The organism is Saonia sp. (assembly GCF_056326165.1).
In genome coordinates, this window is record NZ_JBWFBN010000014.1 from 13,196 (window position 1) to 31,373 (window position 18,178).

The 18,178-nt window shown below is 32.8% G+C and carries 20 protein-coding genes; 8 read left to right on the forward strand and 12 right to left on the reverse strand.

The genetic code is table 11. The features are described from left to right. Window positions 1–7 precede the first annotated feature (7 nt). Window positions 8–1,150, forward strand: coding sequence for an MFS transporter (locus AC000W_RS12205; RefSeq protein ID WP_474748654.1), 1,143 nt, complete (start codon window positions 8–10; stop codon window positions 1,148–1,150). A 4-nt stretch (window positions 1,151–1,154) separates the two neighbouring features. Here the strand turns inward: AC000W_RS12205 and AC000W_RS12210 are convergent, their stop codons facing one another. Beyond that, window positions 1,155–1,835, reverse strand: a complete 681-nt coding sequence (locus AC000W_RS12210) for a hypothetical protein (protein ID WP_474748655.1) — start codon at window positions 1,833–1,835, stop codon at window positions 1,155–1,157. Window positions 1,836–1,944: 109 nt separating this feature from the next. Between AC000W_RS12210 and AC000W_RS12215 the strand changes: the two genes are divergently transcribed. From AC000W_RS12215 to AC000W_RS12240, 6 genes are all read left to right on the forward strand, one after another. Continuing rightward, entirely contained in the window at window positions 1,945–2,574 is a 630-nt protein-coding gene (locus tag AC000W_RS12215; protein ID WP_474748657.1) for an RNA polymerase sigma factor, read from the forward strand. A 1-nt stretch (window position 2,575) separates the two neighbouring features. After that, window positions 2,576–2,764, forward strand: coding sequence for a hypothetical protein (locus AC000W_RS12220; RefSeq protein WP_474748658.1), 189 nt, complete (start codon window positions 2,576–2,578; stop codon window positions 2,762–2,764). Window positions 2,765–2,778: 14 nt separating this feature from the next. After that, entirely contained in the window at window positions 2,779–3,603 is an 825-nt protein-coding gene (locus AC000W_RS12225; RefSeq protein ID WP_474748660.1) for a mechanosensitive ion channel family protein, read from the forward strand. 77 nt (window positions 3,604–3,680) lie between these two features. Next, window positions 3,681–4,112 carry a hypothetical protein gene (locus AC000W_RS12230; protein ID WP_474748661.1) on the forward strand — a complete coding sequence of 144 codons (432 nt, stop codon included), beginning with the start codon at window positions 3,681–3,683 and terminating at the stop codon, window positions 4,110–4,112. A 71-nt stretch (window positions 4,113–4,183) separates the two neighbouring features. After that, window positions 4,184–4,732, forward strand: a complete 549-nt coding sequence (locus AC000W_RS12235) for a ClpP family protease (RefSeq protein WP_474748663.1) — start codon at window positions 4,184–4,186, stop codon at window positions 4,730–4,732. A gap of 196 nt (window positions 4,733–4,928) precedes the next feature. Then, window positions 4,929–6,278 carry an FAD-dependent oxidoreductase gene (locus AC000W_RS12240; protein ID WP_474748773.1) on the forward strand — a complete coding sequence of 450 codons (1,350 nt, stop codon included), beginning with the start codon at window positions 4,929–4,931 and terminating at the stop codon, window positions 6,276–6,278. Window positions 6,279–6,325: 47 nt separating this feature from the next. Here the strand turns inward: AC000W_RS12240 and AC000W_RS12245 are convergent, their stop codons facing one another. Together AC000W_RS12245 and AC000W_RS12250 are read right to left on the reverse strand one after the other, a co-directional pair. Further along, on the reverse strand, window positions 6,326–7,108 hold the full coding sequence (locus AC000W_RS12245; protein ID WP_474748665.1) for a zinc ribbon domain-containing protein: 783 nt from the start codon (window positions 7,106–7,108) through the stop codon (window positions 6,326–6,328). A 3-nt stretch (window positions 7,109–7,111) separates the two neighbouring features. Then, window positions 7,112–8,206, reverse strand: a complete 1,095-nt coding sequence (locus AC000W_RS12250) for a Nif3-like dinuclear metal center hexameric protein (RefSeq protein ID WP_474748667.1) — start codon at window positions 8,204–8,206, stop codon at window positions 7,112–7,114. Between the two features lie 50 nt (window positions 8,207–8,256). Here AC000W_RS12250 and lpxK point away from each other — a divergent pair, with 50 nt between their 5' ends. Continuing rightward, window positions 8,257–9,264: a tetraacyldisaccharide 4'-kinase gene (gene lpxK, locus AC000W_RS12255; RefSeq protein ID WP_474748668.1), complete on the forward strand. Its 1,008-nt coding sequence runs from the start codon at window positions 8,257–8,259 to the stop codon at window positions 9,262–9,264. Here lpxK and AC000W_RS12260 read toward each other — a convergent pair. The 9 genes from AC000W_RS12260 to AC000W_RS12300 all read right to left on the reverse strand — a co-directional run bounded on the left by AC000W_RS12260 (window position 9,245) and on the right by AC000W_RS12300 (window position 18,092). Continuing rightward, entirely contained in the window at window positions 9,245–11,473 is a 2,229-nt protein-coding gene (locus tag AC000W_RS12260) for a tetratricopeptide repeat-containing hybrid sensor histidine kinase/response regulator (RefSeq protein WP_474748670.1), read from the reverse strand. The genes lpxK and AC000W_RS12260 overlap by 20 nt on opposite strands. Next, the gene (gene gap / locus AC000W_RS12265; RefSeq protein ID WP_474748672.1) at window positions 11,470–12,480 is read right to left on the reverse strand and encodes a type I glyceraldehyde-3-phosphate dehydrogenase; all 1,011 of its coding nucleotides are present in this window, start codon (window positions 12,478–12,480) and stop codon (window positions 11,470–11,472) included. Before gap ends, AC000W_RS12260 begins: the two co-directional genes overlap by 4 nt. Window positions 12,481–12,527: 47 nt before the next feature. After that, window positions 12,528–13,394 (reverse strand): lipoyl synthase, encoded by an 867-nt coding sequence (lipA, locus tag AC000W_RS12270; protein WP_474748674.1) that lies wholly within the window; start codon window positions 13,392–13,394, stop codon window positions 12,528–12,530. Between the two features lie 55 nt (window positions 13,395–13,449). Then, window positions 13,450–14,019 (reverse strand): RNA polymerase sigma factor, encoded by a 570-nt coding sequence (locus AC000W_RS12275; protein WP_474748675.1) that lies wholly within the window; start codon window positions 14,017–14,019, stop codon window positions 13,450–13,452. Between the two features lie 47 nt (window positions 14,020–14,066). Further along, window positions 14,067–14,273, reverse strand: a complete 207-nt coding sequence (locus AC000W_RS12280) for a membrane or secreted protein (RefSeq protein ID WP_474748677.1) — start codon at window positions 14,271–14,273, stop codon at window positions 14,067–14,069. A gap of 84 nt (window positions 14,274–14,357) precedes the next feature. Next, complete coding sequence (locus AC000W_RS12285; protein WP_474748678.1) at window positions 14,358–15,116, reverse strand: anti-sigma factor domain-containing protein; 759 nt, start codon at window positions 15,114–15,116, stop codon at window positions 14,358–14,360. Then, the gene (locus tag AC000W_RS12290) at window positions 15,113–15,679 is read right to left on the reverse strand and encodes an RNA polymerase sigma factor (protein WP_474748680.1); all 567 of its coding nucleotides are present in this window, start codon (window positions 15,677–15,679) and stop codon (window positions 15,113–15,115) included. The genes AC000W_RS12285 and AC000W_RS12290 overlap by 4 nt, the downstream gene beginning before the upstream one ends. 206 nt (window positions 15,680–15,885) lie before the next feature. Further along, window positions 15,886–16,902: a UDP-N-acetylmuramate dehydrogenase gene (gene murB / locus AC000W_RS12295; protein ID WP_474748682.1), complete on the reverse strand. Its 1,017-nt coding sequence runs from the start codon at window positions 16,900–16,902 to the stop codon at window positions 15,886–15,888. Next, on the reverse strand, window positions 16,902–18,092 hold the full coding sequence (locus AC000W_RS12300) for a pyridoxal phosphate-dependent aminotransferase (RefSeq protein ID WP_474748683.1): 1,191 nt from the start codon (window positions 18,090–18,092) through the stop codon (window positions 16,902–16,904). The genes murB and AC000W_RS12300 overlap by 1 nt, the downstream gene beginning before the upstream one ends. Window positions 18,093–18,178: the final 86 nt, after the last annotated feature.

The following is an 18,178-nucleotide window of genomic DNA, read 5'->3' on the forward strand; positions in this document are numbered from 1 at the left end:
ACCATAAATGAAATCACTTCTACTTATTCTTTCTAACCCTAAATATTTTGGACCTGCATGGGTTTTTGCTAGCTTAAATATTTTGTTCGGAACATGGGCTATCTATATTCCAACTGTAAAAGAAAAATTGGGAATAGATAATTCTGAATTAGGTATTGCTATTTTCTGCTTGGCATTAGGAACATTTACGGTCTTTCCAATTGCATCTAAAATCATTAACAAATTTGGAGTAGGTAGAACCACAAAATTTGGAATTTTATTGACTTGTATTGCAGCTTTTTTTCCACTTATGGCGCCTAGCTATTTATTTCTTATGATTTCTCTTTTCTTTTTTGGAGGATGTAGTGCATTTACAGATATTTCTATGAATACCTTGGTTACAGAAATTGAAAAAAAAGAAAAAGAGAATTTTATGTCTGCCGCCCATGGTTTTTTTAGTTTGGGAGGTGTATTGGCAGGTTTAGGTAGTTTTTTAATTCCAGTAATGAAAAATCCTTCACTACACATGTTTATTGCAATTGCCTTAGTGGTGATAGTTAACATACTATTTTTTAAAAACTACGCTCATATTACAGCCAAAATTGAAAAGAAAGAATCTTTTAGCTTTAAGAATTTTAAACCATTACTACTAATAGGTATTGTTTCATTTTTTGCAATGGGCAGTGAAGGTGCGGTAATAGATTGGAGTGGACTTTTCTTAAAAGAAGTATCTCTAGCTCCAGAACATTTAATAGGAGCTGGTTTTTTGGTATTTTCCATTACAATGACTTTAGGACGTTTTTTGGGAGACTTGGTGAGTTCAAAAGTTGGTTCCATACAGTTGGTTGGGTATGGTTCAATTTTGGCCATATTGGGATTTGGACTTGTACTTACAACTCAAACATATATTGCCATTGGAGGTTTTGCCCTTATTGGATTAGGTTTTGCTGCTATTGTACCAGAGTTGTTCCGAATAGGAGGAAACGTTAAAGGAGTTGATTCTGCCCAAGGCATATCCTTTATAGCAGGCTCTGGATATTCTGGGTTTTTACTTGCTCCAGTAGCTCTTGGATTTTTGGCAGAAACATACTCGTTAAATATGACATTTGTAACCCTTCTTGCCTGTTCAGTACTAATTTTTGCGGCAACATTTTTGCTAAAAAGGAAGTAGCTTTTTACTTGGTGTGGGTTTCTATTCCCGTAAAATGTAATTTAAAACTACCATCCTCATTTTGGTGCATGGTGGCAATTTTCAATCCATCTTTATCTATATAATCTTCCCAAGTATTGGTCATGGAAGGTTCTTCTTGGTTGCCCCTTCTAAAAATCCATTCTTTTAGAATAAAATCATCTTCAAAAAAAAGGTCATAGGCATCACCGGGAGTATAGCCACCCTCATTTTTATACAGAATGGTCAATTTTTGCATTGGTTTTTTACTAATGGGAGCTTCAATTCCAGTTGTATGCTCATGAGTAAAACTGTCTTTGTCCCAAACTAGATTATAAGGCACCATCATCCAAAATTTATCATTTACAAAACTGCCATTTGTTTTGTGGGTTATAGAATCTAGATGATTTCTGTTATATGAAATGGTATCTTTTCCAGTGATTGATGTAACTAGGTTTTTTTTGGTATCCCAAATCCAACTGCGCTCAAAATGAGAAGTATCCCTATCTACATTAAAAGTGAAGGCCAACTTCTCTATGTTTTTCCAATTTTCAAAACCATGCGCATTGGCAACTTTTTCCATAATGGAGAGGTTTTTTTCGGGCACTATGGGCTCTGTTTTTTTTTCGGTCTTACAACTAAGAAAAAGGAATAAAAAGAATGATAGAAAAGATAGAGAATATTTCATGAAATGAATTTTAACTAAAGATACTATGTTTTTTGGTTACTCAAAATACATTTTTAGTGTAAAGTTTTTAGTAAATTCAAGAATACATAAGTAATTCTAAAGGGGTAAAGTGACTTTTCTCAAAAAACTGTTTCTAATTATCATAAAGAACCAATCCAAAACAAAATTGGAGAGAGATGACCTATACCATCATTTAACAGATGAAGAGTTGGTAGCAAAAATAGTAGTGGATAATAATCCAATGCTATTTGGAAAGCTATATGATAGATACGCCAAAATGGTGTACAATAAATGTTATGGTTTTGCAAAGAGCCCTAGTGAAGCTGAAGACTTGACTCAGGATGTTTTTTTATTGCTATTTGTTAAACTTAAAACATTTAAAGGGAACTCAAAGTTTTCCACATGGCTTTATTCCCTTACATATAATTTTTGTGCTAACTATGTTAATAGAAATAAGCAGAAAAAAATAAGTGATCAATCAGTATCAGTAGAAGAACATAATTATGAACTCGCTGATGAAATCCCTGATGAAAGTTTGTATGGTTTAAAGGATGATATGTTGGATAAAGCTTTAAAGTTAGTTGAGGCCGATGACCGGTCCATATTATTGCTAAAATATCAAGACGGAGTATCAATAAAGGAGTTGACAGAACTCTTGGAAGTTAGTGAGAGCGCAATTAAAATGCGATTGAAAAGAGCAAAGGCTAGAATTATGGAAATCTATAATACCTTAAAATAAAATGGAAAACACAGTTAAAAATCCATTTAAGGAACTAGAGAAATCTTTGTTGGAAGCCCCACCAGAGATGAAAAAGAAAGTAATGCAAGATGTTGCCATTGCAAAACTTATTATGGACATGGCTTTCTTGGTCACATCCAACTATTCATCTCTTTTGAAAAACATGTTTAAAACAAACCGAAGAAACTAATTAATAATCTGATTATGGAAACAATTACCAAACTAAAAGATGTAACATTTGGATCCCTTGAAGGGATTGGTTCAGGAATTTCTGCCGCAATGCCTAAAATCTTAGGTGCCTTGGCAATTTTAATAATTGGGTGGCTAGTGAGTAAAATTATAATTTACATTTTAGGCAAAGTCTTAAAAGTAGCTAAGGTAGATGTGCTTTCTGATAAGATAAATGAGATGAATCTCTTTGGAGAAAGGGATATTCCTTTCAAAGTGTCAAAAATAATTTTAGGTTTTGTTAAGTGGGTATTGTTTTTATTGTTTTTGGTTATTGCTGCTGATGTATTGGAATGGGATATGGTATCCAAAGAAATTGGAAACCTCTTGGGTTATTTGCCTAAATTGTTTAGTGCCGTTGCCATACTTGGAATTGGCTTATATATTGCCAGTAGTATCAAAAAAGCAATACAGAGCCTATTTGATACATTTGAGTTTAGTGGAGGAAAAATAATAAGTGGCCTTGTGTTTTATGTAATTCTAATTTTTGTGGCTATTACAGGAATTAATCAGGCAGGAATAGATACTACCATAATTACTAATAATATTACCCTTATTCTTGGAGCTTTTCTTTTTGCAGTGGCTCTGGGTTTTGGACTTGGTTCAAAAGAAATAATCTCGGATTTGTTACGGACTTTTTATGTGAGAAAGAATTATACAGTTGGTGATAAAATAAAAATGGGTGATGTAAAAGGTGTTATAGAGGCAATAGACAATGCATGTCTTACACTAAAAACCAAAAATGGTAAGATTATAATACCCATTAAGGAAGTGGTTGCAACTAGAATTGAAATAGATTAATCAACTATTAGGTGTATGGTTGGGTTGTTTTTTGTTTTAAAGAATAGGTCACAATTTTATGAACTTAAAGAACTATTATGGCTCAAATTAAATCAATAAAATTATTGGAGATAATTGAAAAAAACGAAAACCATGAAAATTTTGTTATACTACCAACAGAGATTAAGTTAAAATTCCACCCTATTGATTTAAATTTAAAAATGGAATATAGGTTGCACCTTTTCCTTTTTAATTTAAGCAAAAAAATAGAGTCATACACAATGTATCCAAATTGGGATCAAGGTAACATGGTAGTTCACCCCAAGCAAAATGAATCTGATATGTTGGGCCACTTTGTTTTTCCGATAAAAGCCACAACTCCATCTTTTTCCATGGAAGAATGGCTAATGATAGAGTGGGACAATAATAAACTTTTTAAGGGAGCAAAAATATTTGGTTCCATAGTGCCAGCGGTAGCTTATGCATCTATGTGGTCCAACGAATACCATCTAAATCTTGTACTTAAATAATATTTTGAAGAGAAGGTGTGTAACTTGTTTTATAATTTGATTAATTTTGATGTCTATCAATAAATTGGAAGATGAGTTCAAAAAAAGGAAAAGTACAAGAAGCAATACAGGAAAAATTACTGGATGAGAGAAAAGTGTTTTTGTGGGGAATGGTAGATGACGATTCCGCAAAGCATGTTATAGATCGTTTGCTTTACCTTGATCTTCAGAATAATGACGAAATACAATTGATTATCAATAGTCCAGGAGGTTATGTAACCTCTGGCTTTGCAATATATGATACTATAAAACAAATAAAGAGCCCAGTGTCTACAGTATGTTCTGGCCTTGCGGCTTCAATGGGTTCTATTTTGTTATCTGTTGGAGAAAAAGGGAGAAGGTTTATACAACCACATGCCAGGGTTATGATTCATCAGCCAAGTGGAGGTGCTAGAGGACAGGCATCTAACATTGAGATTCAGGCAAAAGAAATCATTAAAACCAAAGAATTGGGAGCAAAAATTTTGGCAGATAACTGTGGTCAAGATTATGACAAAGTAATGAAAGATTTTGACCGTGATTATTGGATGGGCGCAGAGGAATCAATTGCTTATGGTATTGTAGACGGTATCTTGGAATAATAAATTGTTTAAAAAAGAAAAAACCTTCACATTTATAAGTGTGAAGGTTTTTTTGGATATATATAGACGCTCTCGCGGAATGTTCATTTTATATACGTAAAAAAGATAGTGGGCGGATTTCAAAAAACTGGCTTTATTAGCAAAAATTTTATTTTACTATTTTTACATCTTAACTACAATGCTACCAGTAATAAATATGACTGAAAACCCTAAAGAAATTGCTATTGTAGGTTCTGGACTGGTAGGCTCTTTGTTGGCAATATATCTTCAAAAAGGTGGACATACAGTTACTGTTTTTGACCGTAGGCCAGATATTAGAACTATAGAATTTTCAGGTCGGTCCATTAATTTGGCAATGAGCAATAGAGGTTGGAAATCTCTTCAAGAGGTTGGTATAGAAGATGAGGTTAAAAAGTTGGCCATTCCTTTGGACAAAAGAGCTATGCATGTAAATGGGAAACCCATATATTTTCAAAAATATGGAAAAGAAGGCGAGGCAATTTGGTCTATTTCTAGGGGAGTTCTAAATCGTAGAATGATTGATTTAGCCGAGGAGAATGGAGTTGTTTTTAGATTTAATGAAAAAGTATGGGATGTTAATCTTCCTGAAGCCAAGATCTATACGGGGGAATCTGAAAAAAGTGAGTGGAAAGAGTATAAGTATGATATTATATTTGGATGTGATGGGGCTTTCTCCAGAGTAAGGCACAAAATGCAAAGACGCAGTAGGTTTAATTATTCCCAAGATTTTATACATGTAGGATACAAAGAGCTAACAATATTGGCCAATAAGGATGGTACCCATAAGTTAGATAAGAATTCTTTTCATATATGGCCTAGGGGCAACTTTATGCTTATTGCAATGCCAAATTTAGATGGTAGTTTTACTTGTACTTTGTTTTTGCCTTTTGAGGGGGATATCTCTTTTGAAAGTATTACTACCAAGAAACAGGCACAGGCATTTTTTACTACCTATTTTCCAAATGTAATGCAGGACATAGAGAACCTCACCAAGGATTTTTTTAAAAACCCAACTAGTGCTATGGTGACCATGAAATGCTATCCTTGGACCTATTGGAACAAAGTAGCCCTTGTAGGTGATTCAGCTCATGCTATTGTACCATTTTATGGACAGGGCATGAATGCTGGTTTCGAAGATATTTATGTCTTAAACAAGCTTATGAAAAGGCATGGGGATAATTGGGATTTAGTATTTAAGGAATATCAGGAAGAAAGAAAACCGAATGCCGATGCTATTGCTGAGTTAAGTTATAGAAATTTTGTTGAAATGAGCAGTAAAACTGCTAATCCAAAATTTCTATTGCAGAAGAAAATTGAAAAGCATTTTGCAAAAAAGCATCCAGACAAATGGATTCCTGTTTATTCCAGAGTTACATTTTCAAATAGCCCTTATGCTGAAGCATTGGCATATGGAGATGTGCAAGAGGAAATAATGCAACGAATTATGAATATGCCAAATATTGAAGAAAAATGGGATAGCTTGGAAGTGGAGAACAAAATTCTAGGCTTAATAGATTATAAATAAAAAAGCTATCCATTTGGATAGCTTTTTTATTTTATTCAAACTTTTTACTATTTTAAGGTAGCAAAAAGTTTTTCCATTTTTTCCTGTTGTTCGTCAGCTAAAGTAGAATCTACCAATATTCTACCACTGTGCTCATCCGTAATTATTTTCTTTCTAGAAGCAATCTCTACTTGCACCTGTGGTGGAATAGTAAAGAAAGAGCCTCCAGAAGCACCTCTTTCAATGGCTACAACTGCCAAACCATTCTTTACATTTTGTCTAATGCGTTTGTATGCCTTAACCAATCTTTCCTCTATTTGGTTTTGATAATCAGCAGATTTTCCCATTAAAGCTTTTTCTTCTTTCTCTGTTTCTGCTAAAATAGCATTCAACTCACTCTTTTTGTGCTTTAAGTGTGTTTCACGTTCAGTTAAACGTTCTTTGGTTTCAGAAACCACTTCTTTCTTTTGGTCTATTTGTGCCTTAAATTCTTTAATGTTTTTTTCAGCTAATTGAACCTCCAATTCTTGGAACTCAACTTCTTTGGTCAAAGAGTTAAATTCTCTACTGTTTCTAACATTTTTTTGTTGTTCGGCGTATTTTTTCATCAAGGTCTTTGCCTCTTCAATCAAATTCTTTTTTGCACCTATTTCAAAGTTAATAGTTTCAATATCAGTCTTTAACTTGTCTAACCTAGTTTTAAGGCCCAATACATCATCTTCTAAGTCTTGTACTTCCAAAGGAAGTTCTCCGCGAACATTGCGTATTTCATCAACCCTTGAATCTATTAATTGCAAATCATATAGTGCCCTTAATTTTTCCTCAACGGTTATTTCTGTTTTTGTTGCCATATTTTAATAATACTTGATGGGATTTGTAATGCTCTCCGATAAAGAGATTGCAAAATTAGGGATTTTTTTTGTAAGATAATCAACTAAAAGATTTTTTGTAAACTGCTCAGTTTCATAATGTCCAATATCTGCAATAATCATTTTCCCTTCAGCTTCATAAAATTGATGGTATTTTATATCTGCGGAAACAAAAATATCTACATTGGCTTTTTTTGCAGCTTCAATTGCAAATGCTCCGCTTCCTCCAAGAACAGCTACTTTTTTGATTTTTCTTCCTAATAATTCTGAATGGCGTATTCCTGAAGCTTTCATTTTAATTTTTAAATACTCAAGAAAAGTTTTCTCTTCTATAGGTTCATCTAATTCACCGATCATTCCCATTCCTATATTTTGATTGGTATTTTCCAAGGCAACAACCTCATATGCAATTTCCTCATAGGGATGAGTTTTAAATAAAGCTTTTAAAACCTTGGATTCTAATTTCTTATCATATGTAACAGTAATTTGGGTTTCAGGTTCATAATGAATTTTACCAATTTTCCCTTTGACTGGATTGCTATTTTCTTCGGGTTTGTAACTTCCTGTACCATCCATTGCAAAACTACAATTGGAATAATTACCTATATTACCGGCACCAGCCTTAAAGAGAGATTCTTTTAACTTTTCTGCATTTTCCAATGGAACATATGTGGTTAGTTTTTTTATGGTATTTTTCTTTGGAATAAGAATATGGGTATTTTTTAACCCTAAAACCTCACATATTTTTGCATTGACACCTTTAGGAGAATTGTCCAATGCTGTATGCATGCTATATATGGAAATATTGTTCTTTATAGCCTTAATTATAACACGTTCCACATATGTAGTACCTGTAATCTTTTTTAACCCATTAAAGATAATAGGATGAAAACTGACTATTAAGTTGCATTTTTTTGCAATAGCCTCATCAACAACATTTTCTAAAGTATCAAGAGTTACCAAGACTCCAGATACTTCGGTATTATCATTTCCCGTTAGCAATCCCACATTGTCAAAATCTTCTGCATAAGTTAAAGGGGCTAATTCTTCTAGAATGTTGGTAATATGCTTTACGGTCATTTTTAAATTTTATTAGGCTATCAAAGATAAAATATTATATTTTCGTTCTGATGTGGCTTCTTAGAAAATTAAGTTTTCCAGTTTCTTTAGTATATGGTCTTGTAGTTCATCTCAGGAATTATCTATATGAAAAGGGTGTGTTTAAGTCCAAGTCTTTTGGGATACCAACGGTTTGTATTGGGAACTTAAGTGTTGGCGGTACTGGAAAAACACCAATGATAGAATTTTTAATTTCTCAGTTTAAAGAGAATAGCACATTGGTGGTTTTAAGCAGGGGTTATGGTAGAAAGACAAAAGGATTTTTTGAAGCAAATTCAAAAAGTACAGTTGAGGAAATAGGAGATGAACCTTTCCAAATCCAAACAAAATTCCCTAAAATTCAAGTAGTGGTTGATGCAGATAGAAGCAATGCTATTTCACTTATTGAGAACAAATTTAAACCTGGTTTAATTCTTTTGGATGATGCTTTTCAACATAGAAAAGTAAAGCCTAGTATTTCAATTTTATTGACCACATATCAAAATCTCTATACTAATGATTGGTATTTGCCAACGGGAAATCTAAGAGATTCCAAAAAGGAAGCCAAGAGGGCAAAACTAATTGTTATAACAAAATGCCCAAATGATTTGAACGATATTGAACGGGAAAGGGTGGTGCAAGAGTTAAAACCAAAACCTTATCAAGAAGTTCTTTTTAGTTATCTAGAATATGGCAGTAATATAATAGGAAGTGGTGCCACCAATAAGCTAGATCATTTAGTGGGTAAAAAAATAACTTTAGTAACAGGCATAGCAAACCCTAAACCATTATTAGAATATTTAATGGCAAAGTCTATTGTGTTTGAACATTTAAAATACAGGGACCATCATTTTTTTACTGATAAAGAAATTGCTTTATTGAACAAAAAAGAAGTTATACTGACTACTGAAAAGGATTTTGTAAGACTAAAGGATAATGTGGAAAATGTATTTTACATTCCCATAGAACACAAATTTATTGGAAATGGTAAGGAGATAATCGTTGAAGCAATTAGAGGTATTATGAAACAGTATCCTTAGTTTTTCTTTCAAAAATATTTTCTCCAATTTTTTGGTAAAAGACTTCTGGTTTAAATGGCTTTGTTACCACGTCATTACAACCTGCAGCGTAAAAGCTTTCCAAACTATCGTCTAAGGAAATGGCCGTTAAAGCTATAATTGGGGTGATTTTATCGAACATTCTAATTTGAATAGTGGCTTCTTCACCACTTATTCCTGGCATATGAATGTCCATTAGTATGGCATCATACTTGTTTTTTTCTGCTAGTTGAACAGCTTCATTTCCATTACTAGCAATATCACTTGTAACATCTTTCTTTGTCAACATCTTCTTGGTAATAACTTGGTTTATCTTATTATCCTCAACAATAAGAATATGCAACCCTTTTAATTCATATACCTTTTCTGAATCTGTTGAGACTAAGGCGTCATCAATTTCACCTGTATTTGACTTACTTTTTAAATCAAGCTCAAAAAAGAATGAACTCCCTTTACCAAGTACACTCTTTAATTGAATTTTACTTTCAAAAAGACCAAGAAGACTTTTTACAATTGTAAGTCCCAAACCTGTTCCGCCATATTCTCGATTTATTTGGATGGAACCCTGTTCAAAACTATCAAAAATATTTTTTTGCTTTTCTTCTGAAATACCGATACCATTATCCTTTACTTCAAAATACAGTTTAACATCCTTCTCTTCATGTTGTAATAGTTTGGCAATAACCGTCACTTCTCCACTTTTTGTAAACTTGATGGAATTGCCAACAAGATTCATAAATATTTGGGAAAGTTTTATAGGGTCACTTAATAGGTTAGGAGGAATATTTTCATCGTATTCTAATACTATTTTTGTCTTATTCTCTTTTGCACTTTGTTTAAGGCCGTCAATGACATCTGTTAGCACTTTTCTTAAATTAAATTCTACACTTAAGGTCTCTAATTTATCAGCATCAATTTTATTTATTTGGAGAATATCATTTATAAAGTTTAATAAATAGTCACCTGAAAATTTTAAGGCCTTTAGATGCTCTTTTTGACCCTCACTTGGGTTTTCTTCTAAAAGAAGATGTGTTAATCCAGTAACTGCATATAAAGGAGTTCTTAATTCATGACTTACTGTTGATAAAAAGTTGGTTTTTGCCTCCATGGCAGATACGGCTTTATCCCTAGCTGTTTGCAGTTCTTTGTTTTTTGTCTGCAATAAGTCATTAGTTTTTAATTTTATTTGATTGTTTCTATACAGAGAAACTGCCAAAAGCGATATTATTGTTAAAAAAGCTGATGTTAATATTGCTGTAATCTCTGAACGACTTTGAGATTCGCTTAATTCTTTTATTTTTAAATCTTGCCTTGCGATTTCTTCAGTTTGGAAATCATCTTTGATTTGAGCAGCTGTTTTAGATTCGCTCCTAAATTTTTCTGTTGAAAATATGGAATCTAATGCATGTAGTTTTTTGTTGTATGACAAGGCTAAATCATACTTTTTCATTTTTTCATACAAATTGCTTAGAAATTCATTACTCTCTCTAGCTTCTTCATGAAAGTTATTTTTCTCGGCTAACTCTAGAGCATTTAATCCATTTTTAGCACCTAATTCTAGAGAATCGGTTTTTAAATTCATTTTAGCAAGTCCTAGATAAGCTTGAGTGGCTAAAAAATCTTTTTCATAAGTATCATTGTTTACTAATAGCGAGTGATAATTTTTTGATGCGCTGTCATATTTTTCAAGATCTGAATAAATACGTGCTTCTACTAGGACAATATTATTAAGGAGATTTCTATCATTATTAATCTTTCTAGCCTCATCTAACATATAAATTGCCTGGAAATTATTTCCACTTTCATACAACAAAATAGCTTCTATGTACCTGTGGACTGCATTACCGTACCTATATTCCATATCCTTAAGGAGAACATCAGCTCTATCCCAATAGAATGTACATGTTTTGGTGTCCTTTAAATCAAGATATATCAGTGCAGTTTTATGATAACAATCAACCAGACCTTTGATGTCTTCAGTTGTTTCAGCAAATTTGGCTGCTAGGTTTAATGTTTCAAGAGCTGCATCTAATTTATTTAGATTTTTATGTTGAATGGCCTCTAAAAAATAAGATTCTAGGTTTTTAGTTTGGGGTGTTTTTTCTTGGGAATGTAGATTTTTAAAGGGTAAAATCAACATCCAAATCAAAATAATATTTCTAAGCGTTATATGTAGAAATCTATCGTTCAAATATATTTTTTGTTTACCAATAAATTCATAAGGTCTATTATCCTGCTACAATAACCCGTTTCATTGTCATACCAGCCAATTATCTTGACCATTTTTCCAATAACCGAAGTCATCTGAGAATCAAACGTACAAGAATAATAACTATTGTTTATATCAATGGAAACAATAGGGTCTTTGGTATAAAAAAGTACATTTTTTAACTCATTTTTGGAAATTCTCTCAAATGTATCATTAATTTCCTTGATAGATGTGTTCTTTTTTACGTTTAGAGTTATATCTGTTAGTGAACCATTTGGTACGGGTACACGTATACCACAGCCACCAATTACATTGGATAACTCAGGAAAAATTCTTGTCAATGCCTTTGCTGCACCGGTTGTTGTTGGGATAATAGATTGTGATGCAGCCCTAGCTCGTCGTAAGTCTCTATGAGGTTGATCATGTAGGCTTTGATCTGATGTGTAGGAATGAACAGTTGTAATATAAGCTTGTTCTATTCCGCAAAGGTCGTTTATAACCTTTATCATAGGTGCCGCATTGTTTGTAGTGCATGATGCATTGGAGATTATACTATCATCTTCTGTAATACTATCTTCATTTACTCCATAAACAATCATTTTAATATCGTCCTCTATAGGCGGAACAGAGAGAATTACTTTTTTCGCCCCATTATGAATGTGATGTATTAACTGAGCTTTTCTTTTAAATTTTCCTGTAGATTCAATTACTAAATCAACATTTAACTTGCCCCAATTAATATCTTTTGGAGAAGAATGATTCGTTAGTTTTATTTTCTTTCTGTTTACTATTATATGGTTTTTATCATGCTCAATCTCTGTCTGAAAAATTCCATGAATACTATCATACTTTAATAGGTGAGATAATGTTTTGGCATCTGCCAAATCATTAATAGCAACTACACTTATATTAGGATGCTTATCCAACAACCTAAAAAGGGTTCGGCCAATGCGACCAAAACCATTAATACCAATATTAATTTGTTTCATAGAGAGAAAAAATCCCGCATAAGCGGGATTATATTTTAAATCACCTATTAATGAATATGTTTATGAGCTTTGTATGAAGATCTAACTAAGGCACCACTCTCCACATGTCTAAACCCCATTTTAAGCCCTATTTCCTCATATTTCTTAAACTGTTCTGGTAGTATGAATTCTTTAACTGGCAAATGCTTTTTTGATGGTTGTAAATATTGACCAATAGTTACTACATCTACGTTGGCATTTCTCAAATCTTCCATGGTTTGGATAACCTCTTCTTCCATTTCTCCCAACCCTAACATTATACCAGATTTTGTTCTATTTACACCATTTTCCCTTAAATACCTCAAAACTTCAAGACTTCTATCGTATTTAGCTTGTATCCTAACTTCCCTAGTAAGTCTTTTTACAGTTTCTACATTATGAGATACCACCTCTGGCGCCACTTTGATTATTCTGTCTAAATGGGCTGTTATTCCTTGAAAATCTGGTATAAGAGTTTCTAAAGTTGTATTTGGGTTCATGCGTCTAATTGCCTGCACAGTTTCAGCCCAAATTATTGAGCCCATATCTTTAAGGTCATCCCTATCTACAGAAGTAATTACTGCATGCTTAATTTGCATAATTTTTATGGAACGAGCTACTTTTTCAGGTTCCTCCCAATCAACACTTTCTGGTCTTCCTGTTTTTACACCACAAAACCCACATGAACGAGTGCAGATATTTCCCAATATCATAAAGGTTGCAGTGCCTTCTCCCCAACATTCTCCCATGTTTGGACAACTACCAGAAGTACAAATGGTGTGTAGGTCATATTTGTCTACTAACCCCCTTAATTGGGTGTATTTTTTACCTGTTGGCAGCTTTACCCTTAACCATTTTGGTTTTCCTTTTGGTGGTGCAACACTTTCTATGCTCATCTAGAAAAATTTGTACAAATATACGAAACAAAACACTGCAGGCTTTTGGGGATAGCTACACTTGTTTTTTGTTATTAATAATTTCTGCCAGTAGTTTTTTGGCTCGTAAAAGTTTCACTTTTACATTGTTTATTGGTTCATTTAATTCAGTCGCTATATCAGCATAACTATATTCATTAAAATATCTAAGATTTATTACCTTTTGGTAGTGGGGTTTAAGCTTTTTTATGTCCTGTAATAAATTGGCCAAATTTTGCTCAATTATAAGCTGGTCCTCAGCACTGGGAGCAACATCTAAAACACTTATGGCATCTTTGTTTCTAAAATCTGTACTTTCTAAAATGTTTCTTTTTCTTTTCCTGATTAAATCAATATGAATGTTTTTGGATATAGTAATCAACCATGTTTTAAACTCATAATTTTCATCAAAAGTGTTGATTTTATCAAAAGCTTTGGAAAAGGTCTGAATGGTAATGTCTTCTGCATCATTTTCATTTTTGGTGCGAATCAATTGAAAACCATAAACATCGTTCCAAAAAGTATCCAATAGAGCACTGAATGCTATTTGATTGCCAGATTTAGCTTTCTGGATATTTTCTTTTATAATGTCATCGGTTTTTTTCAAACCAAAAAGTATTTCAAAAATGAATAGAGATAATGTGTTCTATTTATCTATAAGTTTGGAGAGGTTTCTTTTTTACAATCCTGTTCATTGGGAAGTTTTCCACAAAACCCACAAGCTTCTCCTTCTTTGTTCAAAAATGGGTTTTGACTTGCACATGTGCCTGCAAACTTGCCATCTTTTTTTGACCATATTTTTATTGCAATACCAGCAAATGCCAATGCTAGAAGTCCAATGGTCAATACTGCTAACTTCATACTATATATTTAGTGCAAAGATAACAAATTATACCCATCAAATAATTAAGGTAGTACTATTACCAGATTTTTTAGCTGAGAATTTTAATAAGATATGTTGGCAACAATATTTTCTACTGTAGGGGTAACATTTCCACCATTAGGTTCAATAGTAATATAACCAATTGCGTTTTCAGCATAAGGAAGTGCAAATAATTTATCCTTATCGGATATATCTTTGATAACGCCTAGATTTACCATTTCTCCATTAACCTCTGCCCACATTTGGAAACATTGATCCTCAGGTAGGTTAGGTAAATTTCTAACGTTTATATAGGATAATTTTTTAACAGGATTTATGTAGGCAACTGCTTTTAGCTCCTTTGCTTTTTGGTTACCATTAACATTGTATTTTTTTGTCTGGGGATTGTTAAGGACAATAAACTGATTCCTAAAATCTTCCAAACGATTGGTCATATCTTCCTCCAAGTCTTTTATCTTATTATTTACATAGGTATTTTCTTCTTGTAGACCTTGGTTTTGATCCCAGAAGAAATAGGAAGAGCCAGCAAAAATCAATGCGGCAATACTTGCAGCTACTGCATATCTAAAGAATTTTCTACGCCCTTTATTTTCTGCCTTAATTCTATTTAAAATAGTGTCTTTTAGGCCTTCTGGAGTTTTTATGGCATGCATTTTAGCAAATACCTCTAAATTTTCTTGAAGCTCATTATAAGTATCTCTAACTTTAGGATACATAGCTATATAACGCTCTACTTGTAAAGATTCTTCAGTGGAAGTACTACCAATTAGGTATTTCTCCAGTAAATCCGTGTCTAAAAATATTCTTATTTTATCTTTCATGATATTATGCTTAAAATAAGTGTAACCAGTATAGAAGCCCCATAAATTTTCTTCAATTCTCTAAGGCCAATTTTTAATCTGGACTTTATAGTTCCCAATGGAATATCCAGTTCTTCACTGGCTTCTTGTTGTGTCATCCCTTGAAAAAAGAGAGCATCCAAAACAATTTGATACTTGGGTTCTATTTTTTCCAAATTTTCCCGAACGTCTATTAATTCGGGTTTTGTGCTATTTACACCTAAACTATATACGTCTGAAACGTTTATTTGGATTTCTTTATCGGTTTTTGTTTTAACACTTCTTAACTTATCTATGGCCGTATTTCTGGTTATTCTAAAAAGCCAGGTAAATAGTTTTGCCTTTGTAGGATCATAGGAATCTGATTTTTTCCAGATTTTAACAAAACACTCCTGTAAGACATCTTGAGCTAATTCTTCATTACGCAAAACTTTAAAGGCTACCCCATATAATGTGTCACCATAGTGCTCGTAGAGCAATGAAATAGCTTTTTCATTTCTCTCTTGGAGTAGTTCTACAATATGTTTTTCTAGTAGTGTGCTCATTAATAATCTACGTATCCAAAAAATTATCCGCTTAAGGCATCCAGTTTTAGGTTTAGCAACGTATATAAACCAAACGCTAAAATATAAAATTGATTGCTACCCTTTAGCGTAAATAAAATATTTATAAAATAAGTGTGTAACTGGTTATTACCACTTAGTTTTTGGTTAGTTTGGTTTGGTATAACCCCTGTAATCTTTTACGGGGGTTATTTTATTATATTGACTTCTGGAATAATGTCAATATTAAATTTATGAAAGACATCTTTACGAATTGCTTTTGACAAATCTAAAATTTCTTTACCTGTGGCATTTCCGTAGTTTACCAAAACCAACGCTTGTTTTTTGTGTACCCCAGCATCTCCGAATCGTTTACCTTTAAAACCACACTGCTCAATAAGCCAACCTGCAGGCACTTTTATTTCATCTTCTGAAACTTTATAGAAAGGAGCTTCAGGGTTTTTTTTATGAAAAGCTTCAAATTTAAACTTAGTTAGTACAGGGTTCTTAAAAAAGCTTCCACTATTTCCAATTTCAGAGGGGTCTGGTAATTTACTTTTTCTTATGGCTATTACGGCATCAGAAACATCTTTTATTGTAGGATTAACAATATTATTCCTTTTTAGCTCATCTTCAATAGCGCCGTAAGAAGTATTTAATTTGTGACTTTTTTTGGTCAGTTTTAAATTAACTGATGTAATAATGTATTTTCCTTTTCCTTCATTCTTGAAAAAAGAATTTCGATATCCAAACTGACAATCCTCTTTTGAGAAGGACTCAATTTCTAAAGTTTCAATATTTAAAGCATTGCAGCTATAAAACACATCTTTTAGTTCTACTCCATATGCACCAATGTTCTGAATGGGTGCTGTACCTGTATTCCCTGGTATCAAGGACAAATTTTCCAATCCACCATAATCATTTTTTATCGTCCAAAGTACCATATTGTGCCAATTTTCACCGGCCATTATGTTTATAATAACAGAATTATTGGTTTCCTCAACTATTTGAATTCCTTTAATGTTAATATGTAATACCAAGATATTTATATCACTGGTTAAAAGCATATTACTTCCACCGCTTAATATAAATTTTTCTGGATATTCTTTTAGTTGAAAAGCTTGAATTAATTCTTCCACAGAGTTTACCTCGAGAAAATGAGAAGCTTTGGCATCAATACCAAAAGTGTTGTACTTTTTTAAAGATATATTGTGAAGTACCTTCATTAAGAATTATAAATTTTTAATGCTTCTTTTAAAATATTTACGGCTCTTTTTAAACTCTCCTTTTCTAGAACATATGCAATCCTCACCTGGTTTTGGCCTAGTCCATCAGTTGCATAAAAACCTGCAGCGGGTGCAATCATTACCGTTTCGCCATCTAAGCTATAATGTTCTAGCAACCATTGAGCAAAATCATCAGAATTTTTAATGGGAAGTTCTGTAATACAATAAAAAGCTCCATTAGGTTTTGCAACTTTTACACCTTCTATTTTTTTAAGCTCCGCGATAAGTATATCTCTTCTATTTACATATTCTTTTTTTACCTTATCAAAATAGCTTTGAGGAGTATCTAGGGCAGCCTCACTGGCAATTAATGCATAGGTCGGGGGAGAAAGCCTTGCTTGCGCAAATTTTAATGCGGTTTTTATAACATGTTTATTTTTAGAAGCCAAACACCCAATCCTGGCACCACACATACTATATCTCTTGGAAACAGAGTCAATAATAATGGCATGGTCATCCAACCCAGATTCATTGAGAATAGAGTAGTGCTCCTCTTCACCATAAATAAATTCTCTATAAACCTCATCAGCAATCAAAAAAAGATTGTGCTTTTTTACAATTTTTGCCAATTTTTTAATTTCTTCTTTACTATATAAATACCCTGTTGGATTGTTAGGGTTGTTAATTAGGATAGCTTTAGTTTTTTTAGATATCAATTTTTCAAATTCCTCAATGGGAGGAAGCGCAAAATTATTTTCAATATGAGATACAATTGGAACAATTTTTACTCCATGTGCATGTGCAAAACCATAATAATTGGCATAAAACGGTTCTGGTATAATAATTTCATCATCACTGTCGGCAATAGTGCCTATTACAATAGTGAGTGCTTCGGAGCCGCCAGTGGTCACAATTATATCTTTAGCCTCAACATTAATATGATGTTTTGCGTAATACTCAGCTAATTTTGTTCTATAAGTTTCAGAACCTTCGGTTTGTGCATATGCCAATGTAGAAATGGTGTTGTTTTTTACGGCATCCAATGCAATTTTTGGAGTTTCAATATCCGGTTGACCTATATTCAAATGCAAAACATTAATGCCTCTTTTCTTGGCTTCTTCAGCATAAGGAACCAGTTTTCTTATAGGTGATTGGGGCATAAGCTGCCCTTTTTTGGATATAGATGGCATACACTATTATTTTATACAAAAGTGAGAAATCATAATGGACCAGACAATAGTATATGATTTTATTTGACCCATTAGTGGAATGTTAA